At 59.2% G+C, this 18,524-nt stretch carries 19 protein-coding genes and 1 pseudogene; 16 read left to right on the top strand and 4 right to left on the bottom strand.

What is annotated here, in order from left to right:
- The first annotated feature begins 17 nt into the window (after window positions 1-17).
- The 3 genes and pseudogenes from puuE to ACR0L9_RS13530 all read left to right on the top strand — a co-directional run bounded on the left by puuE (window position 18) and on the right by ACR0L9_RS13530 (window position 3,412).
- A complete protein-coding gene (puuE, locus tag ACR0L9_RS13540) occupies window positions 18-1,436 on the top strand; it encodes an allantoinase PuuE (protein ID WP_480895853.1) in 1,419 nt (472 codons plus the stop codon).
- On the top strand, window positions 1,433-1,918 hold the full coding sequence (locus tag ACR0L9_RS13535) for an ureidoglycolate lyase (RefSeq protein WP_170511445.1): 486 nt from the start codon (window positions 1,433-1,435) through the stop codon (window positions 1,916-1,918). Before puuE ends, ACR0L9_RS13535 begins: the two co-directional genes overlap by 4 nt.
- 67 nt (window positions 1,919-1,985) lie before the next feature.
- Window positions 1,986-3,412: pseudogene (locus ACR0L9_RS13530) on the top strand (nucleobase:cation symporter-2 family protein).
- Between the two features lie 39 nt (window positions 3,413-3,451).
- On the opposite strand, the gene ACR0L9_RS13525 reads toward ACR0L9_RS13530, so the two are convergent.
- From ACR0L9_RS13525 to ACR0L9_RS13515, 3 genes are all read right to left on the bottom strand, one after another.
- Window positions 3,452-4,441: a type I glyceraldehyde-3-phosphate dehydrogenase gene (locus ACR0L9_RS13525; protein WP_480895852.1), complete on the bottom strand. Its 990-nt coding sequence runs from the start codon at window positions 4,439-4,441 to the stop codon at window positions 3,452-3,454.
- 54 nt (window positions 4,442-4,495) lie between these two features.
- Complete coding sequence (locus ACR0L9_RS13520) at window positions 4,496-4,819, bottom strand: hypothetical protein (protein ID WP_170397457.1); 324 nt, start codon at window positions 4,817-4,819, stop codon at window positions 4,496-4,498.
- 102 nt (window positions 4,820-4,921) lie between these two features.
- Window positions 4,922-5,755 (bottom strand): bifunctional allantoicase/(S)-ureidoglycine aminohydrolase, encoded by an 834-nt coding sequence (locus ACR0L9_RS13515; RefSeq protein WP_170647477.1) that lies wholly within the window; start codon window positions 5,753-5,755, stop codon window positions 4,922-4,924.
- 176 nt (window positions 5,756-5,931) lie between these two features.
- Here ACR0L9_RS13515 and ACR0L9_RS13510 point away from each other — a divergent pair, with 176 nt between their 5' ends.
- The 5 genes from ACR0L9_RS13510 (at window position 5,932) to ACR0L9_RS13490 (ending at window position 10,202) form a co-directional block, all read left to right on the top strand.
- Complete coding sequence (locus ACR0L9_RS13510; RefSeq protein WP_170404458.1) at window positions 5,932-6,288, top strand: hypothetical protein; 357 nt, start codon at window positions 5,932-5,934, stop codon at window positions 6,286-6,288.
- Window positions 6,289-6,510: 222 nt separating this feature from the next.
- Window positions 6,511-7,746 carry an acyl-CoA dehydrogenase family protein gene (locus tag ACR0L9_RS13505; protein ID WP_170736530.1) on the top strand — a complete coding sequence of 412 codons (1,236 nt, stop codon included), beginning with the start codon at window positions 6,511-6,513 and terminating at the stop codon, window positions 7,744-7,746.
- Between the two features lie 15 nt (window positions 7,747-7,761).
- A complete protein-coding gene (locus ACR0L9_RS13500; protein ID WP_170404452.1) occupies window positions 7,762-8,562 on the top strand; it encodes a thioesterase family protein in 801 nt (266 codons plus the stop codon).
- 69 nt (window positions 8,563-8,631) lie between these two features.
- Window positions 8,632-9,279: a DUF1007 family protein gene (locus ACR0L9_RS13495; RefSeq protein WP_480791100.1), complete on the top strand. Its 648-nt coding sequence runs from the start codon at window positions 8,632-8,634 to the stop codon at window positions 9,277-9,279.
- A complete protein-coding gene (locus ACR0L9_RS13490; protein WP_480895851.1) occupies window positions 9,264-10,202 on the top strand; it encodes a nickel/cobalt transporter in 939 nt (312 codons plus the stop codon). Before ACR0L9_RS13495 ends, ACR0L9_RS13490 begins: the two co-directional genes overlap by 16 nt.
- A 2-nt stretch (window positions 10,203-10,204) precedes the next feature.
- Here the strand turns inward: ACR0L9_RS13490 and truA are convergent, their stop codons facing one another.
- On the bottom strand, window positions 10,205-10,972 hold the full coding sequence (gene truA / locus ACR0L9_RS13485; RefSeq protein ID WP_480895850.1) for a tRNA pseudouridine(38-40) synthase TruA: 768 nt from the start codon (window positions 10,970-10,972) through the stop codon (window positions 10,205-10,207).
- A 107-nt stretch (window positions 10,973-11,079) separates the two neighbouring features.
- Between truA and ACR0L9_RS13480 the strand changes: the two genes are divergently transcribed.
- The 8 genes from ACR0L9_RS13480 to ACR0L9_RS13445 all read left to right on the top strand — a co-directional run bounded on the left by ACR0L9_RS13480 (window position 11,080) and on the right by ACR0L9_RS13445 (window position 18,503).
- Entirely contained in the window at window positions 11,080-12,495 is a 1,416-nt protein-coding gene (locus tag ACR0L9_RS13480; RefSeq protein ID WP_480895849.1) for a YcjX family GTP-binding protein, read from the top strand.
- On the top strand, window positions 12,492-12,947 hold the full coding sequence (locus tag ACR0L9_RS13475; protein ID WP_170818091.1) for a GNAT family N-acetyltransferase: 456 nt from the start codon (window positions 12,492-12,494) through the stop codon (window positions 12,945-12,947). Before ACR0L9_RS13480 ends, ACR0L9_RS13475 begins: the two co-directional genes overlap by 4 nt.
- Complete coding sequence (locus tag ACR0L9_RS13470) at window positions 12,940-13,929, top strand: YcjF family protein (protein ID WP_170397437.1); 990 nt, start codon at window positions 12,940-12,942, stop codon at window positions 13,927-13,929. The genes ACR0L9_RS13475 and ACR0L9_RS13470 overlap by 8 nt, the downstream gene beginning before the upstream one ends.
- A gap of 54 nt (window positions 13,930-13,983) precedes the next feature.
- Window positions 13,984-14,694 carry a VIT1/CCC1 transporter family protein gene (locus ACR0L9_RS13465; RefSeq protein ID WP_170404431.1) on the top strand — a complete coding sequence of 237 codons (711 nt, stop codon included), beginning with the start codon at window positions 13,984-13,986 and terminating at the stop codon, window positions 14,692-14,694.
- An 86-nt stretch (window positions 14,695-14,780) separates the two neighbouring features.
- Window positions 14,781-14,981, top strand: coding sequence for an NAD-dependent epimerase/dehydratase family protein (locus ACR0L9_RS13460; protein ID WP_170397433.1), 201 nt, complete (start codon window positions 14,781-14,783; stop codon window positions 14,979-14,981).
- A complete protein-coding gene (locus ACR0L9_RS13455; RefSeq protein WP_480503830.1) occupies window positions 14,978-15,274 on the top strand; it encodes a DoxX-like family protein in 297 nt (98 codons plus the stop codon). The genes ACR0L9_RS13460 and ACR0L9_RS13455 overlap by 4 nt, the downstream gene beginning before the upstream one ends.
- The gene (locus tag ACR0L9_RS13450) at window positions 15,274-15,693 is read left to right on the top strand and encodes a DUF2269 family protein (protein WP_480895848.1); all 420 of its coding nucleotides are present in this window, start codon (window positions 15,274-15,276) and stop codon (window positions 15,691-15,693) included. Before ACR0L9_RS13455 ends, ACR0L9_RS13450 begins: the two co-directional genes overlap by 1 nt.
- A gap of 101 nt (window positions 15,694-15,794) precedes the next feature.
- Window positions 15,795-18,503 carry a DUF2339 domain-containing protein gene (locus ACR0L9_RS13445; protein WP_480895846.1) on the top strand — a complete coding sequence of 903 codons (2,709 nt, stop codon included), beginning with the start codon at window positions 15,795-15,797 and terminating at the stop codon, window positions 18,501-18,503.
- Window positions 18,504-18,524 lie beyond the last annotated feature (21 nt).

The raw sequence follows: 18,524 nt of genomic DNA, 5'->3' as shown, positions 1-18,524 counted from the left end.
TCGGACTGGAAGACCCTATGCAGCCGCCTCGTTACCCCCGCGATATGATCGGATACGGAGCCAACCCACCTGACGCCGCATGGCCCGGCGGTGCAAAACTGGCTGTGCAGATTGTGTTGAACTACGAAGAAGGCGGCGAGAACTGTGTCCTGCACGGGGACGCTGCGTCCGAGGCGTTCTTGTCCGAGATCGTTGGGGCGGCGCAGTGGCCGGACCAGCGTCATTGGAACATGGAATCGATCTATGAATATGGCTCGCGGTCGGGGTTCTGGCGCCTGCATCGCTTGATGAAAGACCTACCGATTACCGTTTATGGTGTGGCTACCGCGTTAGCGCGTTCGCCTGATCAGGTTGCGGCGATGAAGTCGGCCGGGTGGGAGATTGCCAGCCATGGCCTGAAATGGGTCGAGCACAAGGATATGCCCGAGGCGGAAGAACGGGCCCAGATCGCCGAAGCGATCCGTCTGCATGCCGAAGTTGTAGGGGATCGCCCGCGCGGCTGGTACACTGGGCGCTGTTCGGACAACACCGTGCGTCTGGTCGCCGAGGAAGGTGGCTTTGCTTATGTTGCCGATACCTATGCAGACGATCTACCCTACTGGATGCAAACCGGTGGTCGGGATCAGTTGATTGTTCCCTACACGCTGGATTGCAATGACATGCGCTTTGCGACGCCACAGGGGTTCAACGCCGGGGATCAGTTCTATTCGTATCTGAAAGACAGTTTCGACGCGCTTTATGCGGAAGGCGAGGCCGGTGCACCCAAGATGCTGTCGATCGGTTTGCACTGTCGCCTGATCGGGCGACCGGGACGCGTCATGGCGCTGAAACGGTTTCTGGATTACGCGCGCGGGTTCTCGGACGTGTGGTTCGCGACGCGATTGCAGATTGCCGAGCATTGGGCCGAAAAGCACCCGGCGGCTGAGCGTCCACAACCCTCGCAAATGGGCCGCGAAGAATTCGCCTCTGCGTATGGAGGTATCTTCGAGCATTCCGCTTGGATCGCTGAGCGCGCCTATGATCTGGAATTGGGCGCGGCGCATGACACGGCAGGCGGATTACACAATGCTTTGACCCGCATGTTCCGGTCCGCCTCAACCGAGGAACGGTTGGGCGTTTTGACGGCCCACCCTGATCTGGCAGGCAAACTGGCGCAGGCTAAGCGGCTGACACAGCAAAGCACGTCCGAGCAAGCCTCGGCAGGGCTTGATGCGCTGACGGATGAGGAACGCGCCACCTTCACCGAACTGAACCAGTGCTATACGGAAAAATTCGGCTTTCCGTTCATCATTGCCGTACGGGACCACAACAAAGCGTCGATCCTAAACGCGTTCGAACGGCGCATCGAACAGGATCGCGAAACCGAGTTCGCCGAGGCCTGCCGACAGGTCGAGCGGATTGCCGAGTTCCGTCTTCGCGATGTGCTGCCCTCATGACACGGATTGTCGCTGAACCGATCTCGGCCGAAGCTTTCGCACCGTTTGGTGATCTGATTGATGTGTCAGGTGAGGCCGACAAGATCATCAACCAGGGCCAGTGTGGGCGGTATCATGATCGGGCAAGGCTGGATTTCGGTGATGCCCAAGCGGGCATCAGCCTGTTCAACGCCAACCCGCGCGAACTGCCTTATCAGCTGGACATGGTCGAGCGCCATCCCGACGGCAGCCAGGCGTTCATTCCGATGACTCACCAGCCCTTTCTCGTGATCGTCGCCCCGGATGAGGAGGGGCAACCGGGTCGTCCTCGCGCGTTCATTACACAGCCAGGACAGGCGGTGAACTATCACCGGGGAACATGGCACGGAGTTCTGACACCTTTGCATGGGCCCGGTCTGTTCGCAGTCGTTGATCGGATCGGGGAAGGCCCGAACTTGGAGGAATACTGGTTCAGCACACCGTACGAGGTGGTCAACCGCTGAAACCAGAACCGAAGCCGCCGGAGAAGCGGTAAGAACCCCATTGGATCTTAGGGAGGACAATGAGATCATGGCTGTAACTTCGATAGGGACGCCCGAACAGCTTCGGGACCCAAACTTCACACCCGCCTTGCACAAGGCGATACCGCTGGGCATTCAGCACGTTTTGGCGATGTTCGTCTCGAACGTGACACCGGCCATAATCGTGGCGGGTGCTGCCGGGTTTGGATTTGGGTCGAACTCCCCGGATTTTCCCGAACTGCTGTACCTGATCCAGATGTCGATGCTGTTTGCAGGGCTGGCGACACTGCTGCAGACTATCACGATTGGCCCGGTTGGAGCGGCTCTGCCGATTGTACAGGGAACGAGCTTTGCGTTTTTGCCCATCATGATCCCTCTGGTCGCCGGAAAAGGCGTGGATGCCTTAGGGGCGCTGTTTTGCGGTGTCCTGGTTGGCGGCTTGTTTCATGCCTTTCTTGGCCTCTTCATAGGCAAGATACGGTTTGCGCTTCCGCCGCTGGTCACTGGACTTGTCGTAACAATGATCGGTTTGGCGCTGGTCAAGGTCGGCATACAATACGCCGCTGGTGGTGTGCCTGCGATTGGAACTCCTGAGTATGGATCGCTGCTCAACTGGTCGGCTGCACTGGTTGTGGTTGTTGTGACGCTTGGCCTCAAGTTCTTTGCACGCGGTATGCTGTCGGTGTCTGCCGTACTGGTTGGTTTGGCCATCGGCTACGTCTATGCCCTGATGGTCGGGATGGTGACGTTCGAGGCCATTGGCACAAGTTGGTCACGCGCCTCAGCTTTTGCTCTGCCCGTACCGTTCAAATATGGGTTTGAGTTCTCTCTGGCCGCCGTGATCGGCTTTTGTCTGATGTCTTTTGTCTCGGCCATCGAGACCGTCGGAGACGTATCGGGTATCACCAAAGGTGGTGCAGGTCGCGAAGCAACCGACAAGGAAATCGCTGGCGCGACCTATGCCGATGGTTTCGGAACAGCGATTGCCGGTATGTTTGGCGGGTTTCCCAATACGTCCTTCAGCCAGAATGTCGGTTTGATTGCGATGACGGGCGTCATGAGCCGCCATGTCGTGACCTGTGGAGCTATCTTCCTGATCCTGTGTGGCCTTGTGCCAAAAGTCGGGGCAATTATCCGCACCGTGCCTATCGAAGTGCTGGGCGGTGGTGTGATCGTCATGTTCGGCATGGTGGTCGCGGCAGGTATCTCGATGCTGTCAGACGTGGATTGGAACCGTCGCAACATGGTGATCTTTGCGATTTCGCTGTCGATCGGTCTTGGGTTGCAACTGGAACCCGGCGCGGTTCAGCACCTACCTGATACACTTCGTATCCTGATGACCAGCGGCCTGCTGCCCGCAGCGCTGATCGCCATTGTACTGAATTTGGTCCTGCCAGAAGAATTGGCCGAAGAATCGACTGAAGAGGTTTCAGGGGTATGGCCGGTCACGGGGCGGGTAGCCTACCTCACGATTGAAGTCTTGAAGTAATCCGCAGCGTGCTTCAGCGCTGCGGATCACCCTGCTTTCGCCATCAGGCGTGCGACATCCAGCATGCGGGCTGAAAACCCCCATTCATTGTCGTACCAGCCAAAGACCCTGATCTGCCTCTCTCCAATCATGCGCGTCTCGGGCCCCGCCACTACCAGTGACTCAGGGCGGGACCGCAAATCAGATGACACCAAGGGCAGATCGGTCCATCCCAGCACGGCAGAAGCTGCGACCGCGTCGCGAAACGCTTGTTCGAATTGATCTGCGCTCATGCCACGTTCAAGCGAGGCGACAAGATCAACGGCAGATACGCTGGCCGTCGGAACACGCACCGCGGCCCCCGACATACGACCGGCCAGGTCTGGCAAGACGATATCAATCAAATGCGTCGCGCTCGAGGTCGTGGGCACCATCGACAATGCCCCGGCGCGCGATCGGGCCAAATCCCCGCGTGGCGCATCGACCATCGGCTGGCTGTTTGTATAGCAGTGGATGGTGGTCATGTGCCCGGACACAAGCCCGCCGATTTCATCAATCAGCTTGACGAGCGGTGCCAGACCATTGGTGGTGCAGGATGCATTTGAAACGATCCGTGCGCTGCCCAATTGATCTTCGTTTGCCCCCAGCACCAGTGTGACTTCGGCAGCGGGTGAAGGGCCGGAAATCAACACTTTATCCGCCCCAGCAGTCAAGCCCCGGCTGGCCACGTCGGATGTCCGCGCGATGCCGGTGCAATCGAGCATGACATCGACGCCGGACAGATCGACCTGTGCCAAATCGGCGCTGTGAGACATCAGAATAACGCGGCCATCGATATTCAGTGCTTCACCTCCGGTCGTGACCGAACCCTGATAGGGGCCAAACGTGCTGTCATATTTGAACAGGTATGCGCATGTTTCCAGCGGTGCGATATCGTTGATCAGCACCAGTTCTACATCCGAATGCTGCGGCAGGCTTAAGACCTGACGCAGAATGGTGCGGCCGATACGGCCGAATCCGTTGATCGCGAGTTTCATGCGCAAGCTATGGCAGGCAGATCAGGCGATCTCAATCAAAGTATTGTACCAATTTCAGTTGCAGCTGACCTGCGAAAAGAACTGGCCCGAAATGTTCTGATACATGCTGGAATAGATCGCCTTGCAGCCAGTCGCCTTCTGTATCGCGGCCATTGCCTGGATGGTGCGAAGACGTGGCGGCGGGCCAAAGGGGTTCAGATTGTTATTATCCCGCGTCGCCCGATAAACCACAGGCGCGTCCGAGACCTGCGTCACCGCCCATGTGCGGCTCATGACGAAAACGGATTTGGTTTCTTCCTTGGCTGCGACCGGGGCGGCGTTGAACGCCGAAAGGCCAAGGGTGGCAACCAGTGCAATCATCGTACCGCGCAGTAACATCGAACAATCTCCAGTGCTGAAAACTCATTTGATTTCATCAGATTCCAGCGATTCTGTGAACCCCTTTACCAGAACTTGACCCGGTAAAGCCCCGATCGTCAGCTACCTAGACGGTACAGACAACGGCATGTGCCTATTCACATCCTTGTACAACAGATAGCGAAACCGTCCCGGTCCGCCTGCGTAACAGGCCTGCGGGCAGAAAGCGCGCAGCCACATGTAGTCGCCGGCCTCAACCTCGACCCAGTCCTGATTGAGACGATAAACGGCCTTGCCCTCAAGCACATAAAGGCCGTGTTCCATCACATGGGTTTCGGCAAAGGGAATCACGCCACCAGGTTCGAAATTGACGATGTTGACATGCATGTCGTGACGCAGGTCCTGCGGATCGGTGAAGCGGGTGGTAGACCAGCGGCCTTCGGTGCCGGGCATTTCGTTGGGTACCACGTCGCGTTCATTGGTGATGATCGGGTCAGGGGCGGGCAGGCCGGGCACTGCATCATAAGCCTTGCGCACCCAATGGAACCGGGCAGCTGAATCGCCATGGTTGTGCAGCGTCCAGTCGCTGCCCGGGGGGATATAAGCATATCCACCGATCTCAAGAACATGATCCGCTTCGTTCAGGGTCAGCGTGACGCTGCCCTCGACCACGAAGATCACCCCTTGCGCATTTGGGTCGGTTTCGGGCGTATCGCTGCCACCGCCGGGCTGCACCTCCATTATGTATTGCGAGAATGTCTCGGCAAAACCACTCAGAGGCCGGGATAAGACCCAAAGACGTGTATTCTCCCAGAAAGGCAGAAAGCTGGTGACGATGTCGCGCATCGTGCCTTTGGGGATTACCGCATAGGCATCGGTGAACATGGCACGGTCGGTCAACAGTTGCTCTTGCCCCGGATGTCCGCCTGTCGGTGCATAATATTTAGGATGTGTCATCAAATGCCTCTGCTTCGTCTGGGGACAATATGAGGCGATCTCACGGGCGGACCTAGCGCCTGCCTTGCGAAAGGTTTGTTCGGGATAATTTGAAGGTGGCCAAGTGGGGCTTGGCCGCACACGCATAGAGGTATATCTATGGACGTGAAAGTCATTCAAATCGGCGAGGCCCTTTGATGAAAGCCTTTGTTTACACAGCGCTGGTTGCTGCACTTTTTCTGGGGGTGGGTGGAATAGCACAGGCTAAACCACTTTCCCGAATCATCGCGGAAATGGGGTTGAGCCCCGCTGACTTTGAGGTGTTGAACGACACCTCAAACGCGTTGCTGTCGACGGGCACTCCATCCGTGGGGCAGGAGAGGGCTTGGCTCAATCAGGACACCGGCTCGAAGGGGACAATCCGCGTGCAAAGCGTTCAGGGCAATTGTGTGATACTTCAGCACTTTGTGCAGCCTGAAGGTGCTGCACAGGCCCGCGATATCAGAACGCGCCGCTGCAAGACCGCTGATGGGAACTGGATCCTGACACCTTAAAGGCCGTTGCACTGGCCAGCACCCGAACTAGCACAGCTGCAACCTTGTGATTTGCTCCAGCTAATTTTACCGCAGGCCCCCTGCTGGGCATCGCATTGATGCTGGACCGGGCTCAATTTGCGTGAATGACGTTCCGTCACTTAGCTGGACACGCTCATGGCCACTAAGCCATCCTCGGACCAAAGCCAAAGACCCGCATTGCGCCACAGGGAAGGAATAGACATGACCATGACTTTCGGATTGCGTGAGGAAAACCGCGCCCTGTTACAGCGGGTGAGGGATATGATTCACGACGAGGTCATGCCGCTTGAAGATGAGTATCAGGCAGAAATCAATAAAGGCGATCGTTGGAAATATACCGAGCGACAGGCCGAGATTCTCGAGGGGCTGAAAGCCAAGGCCAAGGCGGCGGGGCTTTGGAACTTCTGGCTGACAGACAGCGACAAAGGTTTTGGCCTCAGTACAGTTGAATACGCCTATTTCGCCGAGGAGATGGGCAAGACGCCCTTGGGGGCCGAAGTTTTCAACTGCTCCGCGCCCGATACAGGGAATATGGAGGTGTTTGAACGCTACGGGTCAGGCGCAATGAAAGAACAATGGTTGAAGCCGTTGCTTGAGGGGCAGATTCGCTCGGCTTATCTGATGACCGAACCCGATGTGGCCTCATCGGATGCCACCAACATTTCGATGTCCTGCGTGAGGGACGGGGCCGAATATGTTCTGAACGGCGAGAAATGGTGGTCGTCTGGGGCGGGCGATCCGCGTTGCAAGGTCTATATCGTGATGGTCAAAACCGGCGGGGACGATCTGCCAAAGCACCAGCGCCAGTCGATGATCGTGGTCCCAGCAGACGCGCCCGGGATCGAAGTGCTGCGCCCGATGGAGGTCTATGGCCACGACGATGCGCCCCATGGACACATGCACATCCGTTTCACAGAAGTTCGGGTCCCAGCCGAAAACATTCTACTGGGTGAAGGGCGCGGGTTCGAGATTGCGCAAGGTCGCTTGGGGCCGGGCCGTATTCACCATTGCATGCGCGCGATTGGTCAGGCCGAGTCTGCGCTGGAGCAGATGTGCAAGCGTTCACTACAGCGCCAGGCGTTTGGGAAGAAACTGGCGCAGCTGGGGGCAAACTACGACATCATCGCCGAATGTCGGATGGAGATCGAAATGGCCCGTTTGCTGTGCCTCAAGGCCGCCTGGTACATGGATCAGGGCGATGCAAGGGCGGCGGCCCCATGGATCAGCCAGATCAAGGTCGTTGCCCCCAAGGTCGCGCTGAAGGTGATCGATGAGGCCGTGCAAATGTTCGGCGCACAGGGGATCAGTCAGGATACGCCCTTGGCAAATGCATGGACCCATGTGCGCACCCTGCGTCTGGCGGATGGGCCGGACGCAGTGCATCGCCGTCAGGTCGCGCGTGCCGAGTTGAAGAAATACACGCAAGAAAAAGTCTGAGGCGACAGAACCACAATGACATCGGATGTGTTGGGGCAGGCGTATTTCCACCAAAATGCGCAGGGTGTGTTTGTCGGAAATGACCCCGCGCGCGGGCCTTGGTCGGCCGATCATTGCCATGCTGGGCCAGTCAGCGGATTGATCGTGCGGGCGGCAGAAACCGAAGTCGGCCCTGAGAAGATGTTGACCCGGTTGACCGTCGATCTGCTGCGTCCATTGCCTCTGGCTGGTTTGCGAGTCGCGGCAGAGACGACACGCCATACCAAGACGCTGGCGACCACACGGGTCACCGTACATGATCTGGACGACACGCTTTGCGCCACCGCCACAACCATGCATATGGTGCGCAAAGACCTTGGGGCCGTGCCTAATGTCAAACTGCCCGCGCCCAGGGTCGAAGATATGGTCGATGGCCCGTTCCCGATCGGTGAGATGCGCCATCAGTTGCCCGGTTTTGCCCATCACTCCCAGATCGGCTATCCCGCTGATGGCAACCAAGGGGCAGGTCCGAAAACCGTCTGGATGCGCACACCTGCCTTGCTGGAAGGAGAGGACCCATCGCCGATCCAAGCGCTCTGCCCGCTTGCAGATTGCGGCAATGGCATATCGTGGAACGCGCCCACATCTGAGATGGGTTTCATGAATACCGACCTGACTGTGCAAGTCCACCGCGAGCCTGTCTCGGACTGGCTGGCCTCTGACTCGATCTCGCACTGGCAACCCTCGGGGATCGGTATGTCGCAGTCAGTTCTTTTTGATACACAGGGGCCAGTTGGGACGGCTTTGCAGACATTGGTCTTGTTCCCGCCGGAGTAAATGGCGGGATTCTGCAGCCTAGTGTTTAGTCGGATTGCCGATACCCGCTGCGCATTCTATCTTTGCAACATGCGCTGGCTTGCCTTCTCCTTGACCTGCCTTTTGCCGATACCGGCACTGGCCCATCCCCATGTTTTTATCGACACGGGGCTAGAGTTCATGGTCGATGACGCAGGCAACCTGACCCATGTGCGTGTGACCTGGGCCTATGATGAGTTCTATTCATTGCTGGTTCTCGAAGACATGCGACTGGATCAGGATGCTGATGGCGTGCTGACCGAGGCCGAAGAGCAGTTTTTAAGCGGCTTCGACGCGCAGTGGGTCGAAGGTTACAATGGCGATCTGGTCATTCGCCTGGGCGAAACCGTGATCTCGCTATCCGGCCCGCTTGAACCGCAGGCCACGACCGAGGATGCCCGCATCGTGACCACACATCTGCGCGCGATTGAAGGAGACCCCGTTCCCGCGGATGCGCTGTCGATCAAAGCGTTTGATGAGAGCTTTTATACCGCATACGAAGTGACCCGCCCGGTTCTGGTTTCAGGCCCCACGACCTGTAATATCGAACGCAGCGATCCGGATATCGACAACGAACTGGCCCAGATGCAGGCTTTTTTGCTGACGCTGGATGCCGAGTATGACCTTGAAGAAAACGATATCCCTCTGGTCGGTGAGAAATTCGCAACCGAGATTCGGCTTTCATGTCCAAATACCTGATCGTTCCCGTTGCCATCGCCTGCGGGGTGCTGCTGTGGTTCTGGGGCAGCGGTGGTTTTGACCATCTGGCCGCTTGGGCTGCCGGAGAGCAACGCGAATTCCAGAACCAGATCGCCCGCGCCCTTCGCGCAGCACGCGCCGAGCAGCCCGAAGCTGTGGCAACGCTACTGACGGTCTGTTTTGCATATGGGTTTTTCCATGCCATCGGACCGGGCCATGGCAAGGTTCTGATCGGAGGATATGGGCTTGGCCGTCGTGTTGCGTTTTGGCGACTTTCTGCAATCAGTGTCCTGTCGGGCCTAGGGCAAGCAGTGACGGCGGTTGTGCTGGTTTATGCCGGGGTATTGGTATTCCAGATGTCACGCGAGTCGCTTGTAGGCACGACCGAACAGGTCATGGCACCGATCAGCTACGGCGCAATTGCCGCTATAGGCCTGTGGCTGGTTTTCCGTGCCATCCGCAGTTTTGCGCGGCGTCACAAAAACCAAGCCTCTCAAATGCACGACCACCATCACCATGCGCATGATCACGACCACCATCATCACGACCACGAGGTTTGCGCTGACTGCGGCCACCGCCACGGCCCGACGGCCGAAGAAGTCGCTCAGGTCGGCAGCTTTCGCGAGGCGTTGATCCTGATCGCTGGTATAGCCGCACGCCCCTGTACGGGCGCGTTGTTTGTGCTGATCCTGACATGGCAGATGGGTATCGCAATGGTCGGCATCGCAGGCGCATTCGCCATGGCTTTAGGCACCGCAACCGTCACCACTTTGGTCGGTTGGACATCCTTTGGGTTGCGCGGCGGGTTGCTGGCCTCAGCCTCGGCTACGCGCTTTGCATCGGTACTGGCCCCGACCATCGAACTGGTTGCGGGTCTTATCATCGCCGTGATTGCAAGCGGGCTGCTACTGCGGGCCTTGTAGACTTAGCCAAACACCGGTTCGGGATATCCTACCCGTGCCAGATACAATCCTTGCGGCGGGCATACCGGCCCACAGGCCGCACGGTCAACCGCCTCAAGCGCATCGCGAACGTCCTCAGGCGTCCATGCCCCAGCCCCCACACGCTCCAACGTGCCAACAAAGCTACGTACCTGATTGTGCAGGAACGATCGGGCGCGGACGTGGAAATGGATTTCGGGGCCAGAGAAGCCTTGGACCTGTTCCACCCGCAACTCATCTAGTGTTTTGACCGGGCTGGCGGCCTGACAGATGGAGGAGCGGAAGGTGGTGAAGTCATGCCGCCCGATCAGCATATCCGCCCCGGCCTGCATCGCCGCGACGTCAAGGGAACGATTGATCTGCCAGACCTGCCCCTTGTCATGGGTAGCGGGCGCGCGGCGCATCAGGATGCGGAACAGATATTGCCGCTCAAGCGCCGAAAACCGCGCGTGCCAGTCATCATCTACCCGTGCGGCTTTCACGATGGCGACAGGCTGCGGCTTGAGATGATAATTCAACGCCTCAGATAGGCGGAACGGGTCCCAGTCCTTGACCAAATCGCAATGCGCCACTTGCCCCAGCGCGTGCACCCCCGCATCCGTACGACCGGCGGCGGCGATAGTATGGTCTCCGGGTTCGATCCGCGACAGCGCCAGTTCGATCGCGCCCTGAACCGATGGCAGCTCTTTCTGCCGCTGCCATCCGGCAAACGGTTCCCCTTGGTATTCGACTTGCAGCGCGTATCTGGGCATGGCGCGCTGGTATCGCGCCTTGGTCGGACGGGCAAGGGGGCGAAAGCTCTGGCAAGTGCCGCAACCGCTACCTATCTTGGGCAAAACGATAATTGCGGGGCGACAGCTTGGTCATCTCATCATTGGCAGACAGTCTGGTGCGCGGCGTCGAATCCGTGGGTGACCGTGTGTCCGAGACATTCTTCGAACCGGTCATCCGGCTGGGCGTCACGGGATTGGCGCGGTCGGGTAAGACAGTGTTCATCACATCACTGGTCGCCAACCTGCTGGATCGGGGCCGCATGACCGGTCTTGTGGCGCAGCAAGAGGGGCGTGTCACCGCCAGCTATCTGCAGCCGCAACCCGACGACACCGTGCCCCGGTTCGATTTCGAATCCCATCTGTCCGCGCTGACCGGACCAGCGCCGCACTGGCCGGACAGCACGCGTGCTGTTTCCGAGTTACGCCTGTCCTTCAAAGTCCAGCCCGCAGGTCTGCTTTCGGGATTGCAGGGCCCTCGAACATTGCATCTGGACATTGTGGACTATCCGGGTGAGTGGCTGCTGGATCTGGCCCTACTGGACAAATCCTATGAAGATTGGTCGCGGGACACGCTCGAACACATATCCAGTCGCCCACAAGCAGGGGCATTTCTGGCAAAGGTTCAGGCGACCGACCCAACCGCGCCACATGATGAGCCGCAGGCGCAGGACCTCGCCCGCAGCTTCACCGATTACCTGAATGCCGCGCGTGATGCCGGTTTCTATGACTGCACTCCCGGACGGTTTCTTCTGCCGGGCGATCTGGCCGGGTCTCCTGTGCTGACATTCGCGCCGCTCCCGGTGTCGGGGGCGTCAATTCGGCGTTCACTACACCGCGAGATGGAGCGGCGGTACGAGGCGTACAAATCGCGTGTGGTCAAACCTTTCTTTCGCGATCACTTTGCCCGGATCGACCGGCAGATCGTTCTGGTAGATGCGTTGGGGGCAATCCATAAAGGCCCGCAAGCGGTCGAGGATATGCGCCGCGCGATGGCCGATATCCTGTCGGCCTTCCGCCCCGGTCGCAACGCATGGCTCAACAGGCTGCTGCTTGGCAAACGGGTCGAGCGTATCCTGTTTGCGGCTACCAAAGCGGACCATCTGCACCATCTGCAGCACCCGCGCCTGACCGCGATCATTGAGGCCCTGACCCGTGAGGCCCGCGACCGCGCCAGCTTTGCCGGGGCTGAAACCGCGGCCTTATCGTTGGCTTCACTTCGGACAACGACGGAAGAGATGCGCAGCCATAACGGCGTGGAATTGCCTTGCGTGCGCGGTACTCTACTAGATAGCGGTAAGCAGGCGGCCTTTTACCCCGGTGATTTGCCCGAGGACCCTGCACATCTGCTGGGCCCCGCGCGCAATGGGGCCGAGGGATGGCTGGGCGAGGACTATGGCAATATGGCCTTTGCACCCGCACATTTGACCCTGAATCCCGGTGACGGTCCGCCACATATTCGGCTGGACCGGGCTGCGCAGTTTCTGATCGGAGACCGGCTGTGAACCTGATCCTTCGCCCCGCTCGCAGTACCGATGCCGGAACCACAGGCGCTATTCTGCATGGGTTCGCCCGCGAAAACGACTGGATGCCTGAACTGCATTCTGAGGCCGAGACCATTGCGTTTTGCGGCAAGATGATTGATCTCGGCTGGGTCACGGTGGCCGAAATGCAGGGGCAGGTGGCCGGATTTCTGGCGTTGAATGGGGACGAAGTGCAGTCGCTCTATCTGGCGGCCTCGGCGCGCGGGCAGGGGATCGGGCAGCAATTGCTGGATCGCGCCAAAGCGCAGCGTCCCACGCTCAACTTGTATGCGTTTCAGGCCAATCCTTCCGCATGCCGGTTCTATGAGCGTAACGGCTTTGTCGAGGTCGCACGCGGCGATGGGTCCGAGAACGACGAAAACCTGCCCGACATCAGATATGTTTGGACGCGCGAGGAGTTGGTCGATGGCTAAAGGCCCCGTTTTGATTGATCTGGAAGACGATGCCTCGGCAGTTGATGTCTCGACCGCGCCTCCTGTTCCAGACATCGCGCCTCCGCAGGGACAGGCGATGCAGGCAGCGGTACGGTTTGTAGCGCGGAAACCTTCGGTTTTGGCGCGTTGGTTCTGGGGGCTGGCATTAGCCGTTGTGGGGGCGGTGGTCTCGGTCGCCGCATGGGATTTTGCCATCTCTCTGCTGGAACGCGCACCAATTCTGGGTTGGATTGTTACCGGCCTGATCGCCGCTCTGCTGCTGGTCGTGCTGATCATTGCGTTGCGTGAACTGGCTGCAATCAGCCGCCTATCCCGCGTAGACGGGTTGCGTCGCGCCGCTGATGCCGCATTGGCGGATGAAGACCTGTCGCAAGCTCGCGCCGTCACCAATCGCCTGATCACATTTTACAACGGACGCGACGAAACGCGCTGGGGTCGAGATCGCCTAAAGGAGCGGATGGGCGAACAATTCGATGCGGCAACCCTGCTGACCTTGGCCGAAGACGAGATTCTGGCCCCGCTGGATGCTGCCGCCAGCCGCGAGGTCGAGGCCGCAGCGCGGCAGGTCGCGACCGTGACCGCTCTGGTCCCGCTTGCTCTGGCGGATGTAGCGACGGCGCTGGCAAGTTCATTGCGCATGATCCGGCGGATTGCGGAAATCTATGGCGGTCGCGCAGGTTTCTTGGGCAGTTGGCGCCTAACCCGCGCCGTATTCGTGCATCTGATTGCAACTGGCGCGGTGGCAGTGGGGGATGATCTTCTGGAGCCGATTTTGGGCGGCTCGGTTCTCAGCAAATTGTCGCGCCGGTTCGGTGAGGGGCTGGTCAACGGCGCGCTCACCGCCCGCGTGGGTGTCGCTGCGATGGAGGTCTGTCGACCTTTGCCTTTCTCGAAACGCCACCAGCCCTCGACCCGTGGCATGATCAAACGCGCGCTCAGCGGGTTGTTCTCCAGGACTTGATCTGGCGCAAGGCCGTGCCTGAACCTGTCCTGCATAAACAGGACGGAGCCAGCCATGACCGAACACGGCCACAGCCAGCAAGAGATTTTCGAACGGATCAATGCGCCTCCGGGGCGTGGGGTTCTGCGCGATGTGGTTTATGGCGGCATCGATGGCTCAGTCACGACATTCGCGATCGTTGCCGGGGTTGCCGGGGCAGGTTTATCGCCTTTTGTCATCGTGGCACTTGGGTTGGCCAACGTGCTGGCGGATGGTTTTTCGATGGCGGCGGGCAACTACTCGGGAACCAAGGCCGAGCTCGATAACATCCACCGTATTCGAGCCATCGAGGAACGGCATATCAAGTTGTACCCGGATGGCGAGCGAAAGGAGGTGCGCGAAATCCTCGCACAAAAAGGCCTTTCAGGCAGCGTTCTGGATGACGCGACGGCTGAAATCACTTCGAACCACGACAATTGGGTCGACCTTATGATCGAGGGCGAATACGGGCTGGGCAGCGTCGACCCGCATCCCCTCAAAGCCGCGATGGCGACGTTCTTTGCCTTTCTGATCGCGGGGATGATTCCGTTGTTGCCGTTCCTCTTATCCGTTGCAAATGCGTTCACGGTATCAGCCTGGATGACTGCGGGCGTATTCTTTGCCATTGGCGCGATGAAAAGCCGGTGGTCGCTTGCCCCCTGGTGGCGATCAGGCGGAGAAACCCTGCTGATCGGGGGTGCGGCGGCAGCTATCGCCTTCTGGGTTGGCTCGTTGTTTCACCCCTGAATGGTGCTGTTGTCGCGGACGGGGTGATCAGGCTGATCCTCAGAATCTGATCCGCTAGGGTGTTGTAAACCAATGCGAGGCAACTCGTGGCAACGGATCGTCCTGAAAAAACTGTTTTGGTGCTGGGCGCTTATGGCTTCATCGGTGCTGCGGTCGTTCGGTCGCTGCATGCGGATGGCGCCTGTGTGAAGGGGCTTGTGCGCAGCCAGAAGACGGCTGAGAGGGTCCTTCCGGATATTGCGCTGATCTCGGGGGATCTACGTGATTTCAAGTCGGCGGCGGATTGACGGGGCTATCGCGGGCAGCCGAGATACTCTCGCGCAATGGTTGGCCCGTTGGGATTGCCAACGCGAGCGTGGTGTTTTGGTCGATGATCAATATCGCGCTGGGGCTGGCAATCTTGTGGCTTCCGTGGGCCGCACGCGCTTGCCTCGCGCAGGCTGCAATCGCCGCTTTCTATCTGATCGCCGCCACGTTGACGGTGCCTGAACTGTGGCTCGACCCTTTGGGGCCGTTGGTCAAGATAGCGCCGGCTTTGATGCTATCACTGATCGCGCGACCCATGTTGGAGAGCCGCTGATGAACCCGGACCTGATCCTGCGTTGGCTTCACGTGATCGGAGCATGCGTTCTATTGGGCACTTGCGCGGGGATCGCCTTTTTCATGCTGATGGCGCACCGCACGGCAGATGCACGGGTGATTGCTCATACGGCGGGAATCGTGTTGCTGGCCCGGCGACTGGGCTGGTCGCTGTCGGAGGGGTGGATCGCGATATCACTGCTGCTTTACGTACTGACTGGCCTGTTCTGGCTACCGGTGGTTTGGATTCAGATTCGGCTGAGGGATTATGCAAGGAAGGCTGATCTGGCTGGTGCGACCTTGCCAAGCAAGTACTACAAACTGTTCCGCACATGGTTCGTTTGCGGTATTCCGGCCTTTGCCGCAGTGCTGGCGATCCCTTGGCTGATGTTGGCACGCCCTCACATTCTGCTTTTCTAGGCCGATTACCTGTGCAGCAGGCGGTATCCATGTGGATTTCCAGACTATAAACCAGCCTGTCTGCACGGTACGTTTGGCGCATCGCATCCCGGAGGTCTCGGTTGGAATCCTTGCTTGTCCTCGTTGGTCTGATCGTTCTGGCCATTCCTGTTTCGATCATCGCTTTGCTGATTGGTCAATCGCGGTTGCGTAAGCGCGTCGAACAGCTTGAGCGGCAATTGGCCAGGCAAATACCGGAAAGCGGCGCCGAAGCCTCCAAGACATCAAGGCCGGAGCCGACGACGACGCAAACCAAGCATGATCCCTGGGCCGCGGCGAAAACCTCATCTACCAATTACGAAAGCCCATCGGATGCGCCGCAGGCCGTTGAGGCCGCCGATCCTCCTGCCACCATCGTTTTTCGTGAGGAAAAGATCGCCGCGCTGGGCGCGTGGTTGCGTGAGAACTGGTTCTATGCGGTTTCGGCGTTGTCACTGGCGTTGGCAGGGATTTTTCTGGTTCAGTACGGGGTTGAGAACGGGCTGTTGCCACCCACCGCGCGGGTCGCCGCAGCCCTGATCTTTGGCCTTCTGCTGATTGGGTCAGGTGAAGTGATCCGCCGCCGTTTCGGCGATGACGAGGACGCGTCGACCGCTTATCTACCATCGGTCTTCTCGGGCGCAGGTCTGGTGACCCTGTTCGGTGGGGTTCTGGCCGCGCGCCAGCTTTATGATCTGATCGGCCCCGAGGCCGCTCTGGCCGGTCTCGTTATCATCGCTCTGTTTGCGTTGGTCTTGGGATGGTTCCACGGGCCGCTGCTCGCCGCCGTAGGCCTAATCGGAGCCTTTGCCGCGCCCTTTATGGTTGGAGGCGCATCGGACGATCCCAGTTGGCTTTATGGTTATTTCTTTATCATCGCCATTTTGGGCTTGGGTATCGATACCGTCAGGCGTTGGGCATGGATTTCTATTCTGACGCTAGTGGGTGCATACGGGGCGGCGTTTTTGCTGGTGCTGTCTTCCCCCTCTACGGAACCGGGGTATCTGACCTGTGTGACAGCACTGGCGCTGATTGCGATGGCGATACCCGTACGCAGTATCTGGCCCGACCACACCGGCCCGATGATTGCTGAAGTCATCCGGCGACGGAAAGGGATTCCATGGCCCGTGTTTCCAACCCGAATTGCCTTTGGTGCGGTTCTCACCAGTTCCATCATCCTGTCGCTGCATTGGTCGGATTCAAGCGGTGAGTTTTGGCTGGGCGTTGCACTGTTTACCGCTTTGATACTGGCGCTGATCCTTTGGACAAAAGCTGCGCGTGCGTTGCAGGATGTGACGGTGCTGCCTGCGTTGGGTCTGATCTGGTTTGTTCTGCTGCACGGGTTGGACGGTGGCTCCGCGTGGCGCGGCTTTGCCGACACATACGTGGAAACGGCCGAGGCCGATTATCCTTGGGTAGTCACGCTATTGGTTGCCCTCGGGGCCTTGATCAGCGTGCTCGCTGCGTGGCGGTCCTTCCACGCCGGGCGCTACGCTGTGGTCTGGGCCGGGGGTGCAGCCCTATATGCTCCGACGCTGGCGATCGCGCTTGAAGTCGGTTGGCAGCCTGCAAACGTGATCGGAGCTTATGCGTGGGCCTTACACGCAATCGCATTAGGCGCGATGATGGTGGTTTTGGCCGAACGGTTTGCGCGGGCCGATGGTGAGAAACGGATGCGGCCTGCCCTGGCAACTCTGTCTGCGCTATCGTGCCTTAGCTTTGCCTGCATCATCGTACTCAGCTCTGCCGCTTTGACCGTAGCACTTGTCGCCATGATCGTTGTGGCCGCGGCGCTGGACCGGCGATTTGTTCTGGCTCCGATGAGTTGGTTCATTTGGGCGGGTGTGTTCACGGTGACCGTACGGCTGGTGCTCGACCCGGGGCTAGATTGGGCCGAAACCGCGCCGTTGATCGAAATGACCTTGGTCTATGCGGTGGCGGTTGCCGGGTTCATCATGGGGTGGGCGTTGCTAAGGTCCTTGGACCGCCCGATTGCCTCATTGCTGCTTGAAAGCGCGGCCTGGGCAACGGCGGGAATACTGCTATCGCTCTTGTTGCTGCGCTGGCTGGAAAGCTTCGGAGAAGGCGGCGCGACAGACAGCCATTGGGGGCTGGGGCTGCTGGCGGTGATCTGGCTGCTGCTGGCTTTTGCACAAATACAGCGGTTCGAGCTTGGCGGTAAGCTGAACTACGCGCGTTACGCGCTCGCGGCGTTCTTTGCGGCACACGGCATGATGCGTCTGGTTCAGGCTTTGTCTGAGGCTAACCCGTTGCTCGACCCATTTGCCGATCCCGTGTTCGGCCCGCCGGTGCTGAACACGTTGGCGGTGGCCTATCTGTTGCCTGCGCTGGCCATCGGCTTTTCGGCTTGGCGCGTCGTGACGCAGCCCGTGCTACTGAAGCAGATCAGTTATGGGGTCGCCGGTGCCCTGATCGCTTTTTGGCTGGGGCTTACAATCCGTCATGTCTGGCAGGGGGCGGGTGGCATGTATGAAGGCAACGGCGTCACCCAGCCCGAGCTTTATTCATACACCATCACCTTGTTGGTGGTCGGCGCAGGGTTGTTCTACCAGTCGCTGGCCCGCCGGTCCGATTTGATGCGCAAGGCCGGTTTGGCCGTGATTGGCCTCGCGGTGGCCAAGGTGTTTCTGATCGATATTGCCGGATTGGGCGGGCTGATCCGGGTGTTTTCGCTGTTGGCGCTCGGTCTCGCGCTGGCGGGTCTTGCATGGCTCAATCGCTGGGCCAAGCTGCGCCATTCGTCGCAAGACCCGGAACCTCTGGACCATTGAGAGCAGGCGTCCTATAAGCGC

This window comes from Ruegeria sp. I3, assembly GCF_056532525.1.
Note: the sequence above shows the minus strand (reverse complement) of the source record. Positions and strands in the feature narration are given on the sequence as shown.

What these genes read in the sequence shown, in the direction of transcription:
- puuE (WP_480895853.1), top strand. Translation starts at nt 18, where the DNA reads ATGCAGCCGCCTCGTTACCCCCGCGATATGATCGGATACGGAGCCAAC.
- ACR0L9_RS13535 (WP_170511445.1), top strand. Translation starts at nt 1,433, where the DNA reads ATGACACGGATTGTCGCTGAACCGATCTCGGCCGAAGCTTTCGCACCG.
- ACR0L9_RS13525 (WP_480895852.1), bottom strand. Translation starts at nt 4,441, where the DNA reads ATGAAACTCGCGATCAACGGATTCGGCCGTATCGGCCGCACCATTCTG.
- ACR0L9_RS13520 (WP_170397457.1), bottom strand. Translation starts at nt 4,819, where the DNA reads ATGTTACTGCGCGGTACGATGATTGCACTGGTTGCCACCCTTGGCCTT.
- ACR0L9_RS13515 (WP_170647477.1), bottom strand. Translation starts at nt 5,755, where the DNA reads ATGACACATCCTAAATATTATGCACCGACAGGCGGACATCCGGGGCAA.
- ACR0L9_RS13510 (WP_170404458.1), top strand. Translation starts at nt 5,932, where the DNA reads ATGAAAGCCTTTGTTTACACAGCGCTGGTTGCTGCACTTTTTCTGGGG.
- ACR0L9_RS13505 (WP_170736530.1), top strand. Translation starts at nt 6,511, where the DNA reads ATGACCATGACTTTCGGATTGCGTGAGGAAAACCGCGCCCTGTTACAG.
- ACR0L9_RS13500 (WP_170404452.1), top strand. Translation starts at nt 7,762, where the DNA reads ATGACATCGGATGTGTTGGGGCAGGCGTATTTCCACCAAAATGCGCAG.
- ACR0L9_RS13495 (WP_480791100.1), top strand. Translation starts at nt 8,632, where the DNA reads ATGCGCTGGCTTGCCTTCTCCTTGACCTGCCTTTTGCCGATACCGGCA.
- ACR0L9_RS13490 (WP_480895851.1), top strand. Translation starts at nt 9,264, where the DNA reads ATGTCCAAATACCTGATCGTTCCCGTTGCCATCGCCTGCGGGGTGCTG.
- truA (WP_480895850.1), bottom strand. Translation starts at nt 10,972, where the DNA reads ATGCCCAGATACGCGCTGCAAGTCGAATACCAAGGGGAACCGTTTGCC.
- ACR0L9_RS13470 (WP_170397437.1), top strand. Translation starts at nt 12,940, where the DNA reads ATGGCTAAAGGCCCCGTTTTGATTGATCTGGAAGACGATGCCTCGGCA.
- ACR0L9_RS13465 (WP_170404431.1), top strand. Translation starts at nt 13,984, where the DNA reads ATGACCGAACACGGCCACAGCCAGCAAGAGATTTTCGAACGGATCAAT.
- ACR0L9_RS13450 (WP_480895848.1), top strand. Translation starts at nt 15,274, where the DNA reads ATGAACCCGGACCTGATCCTGCGTTGGCTTCACGTGATCGGAGCATGC.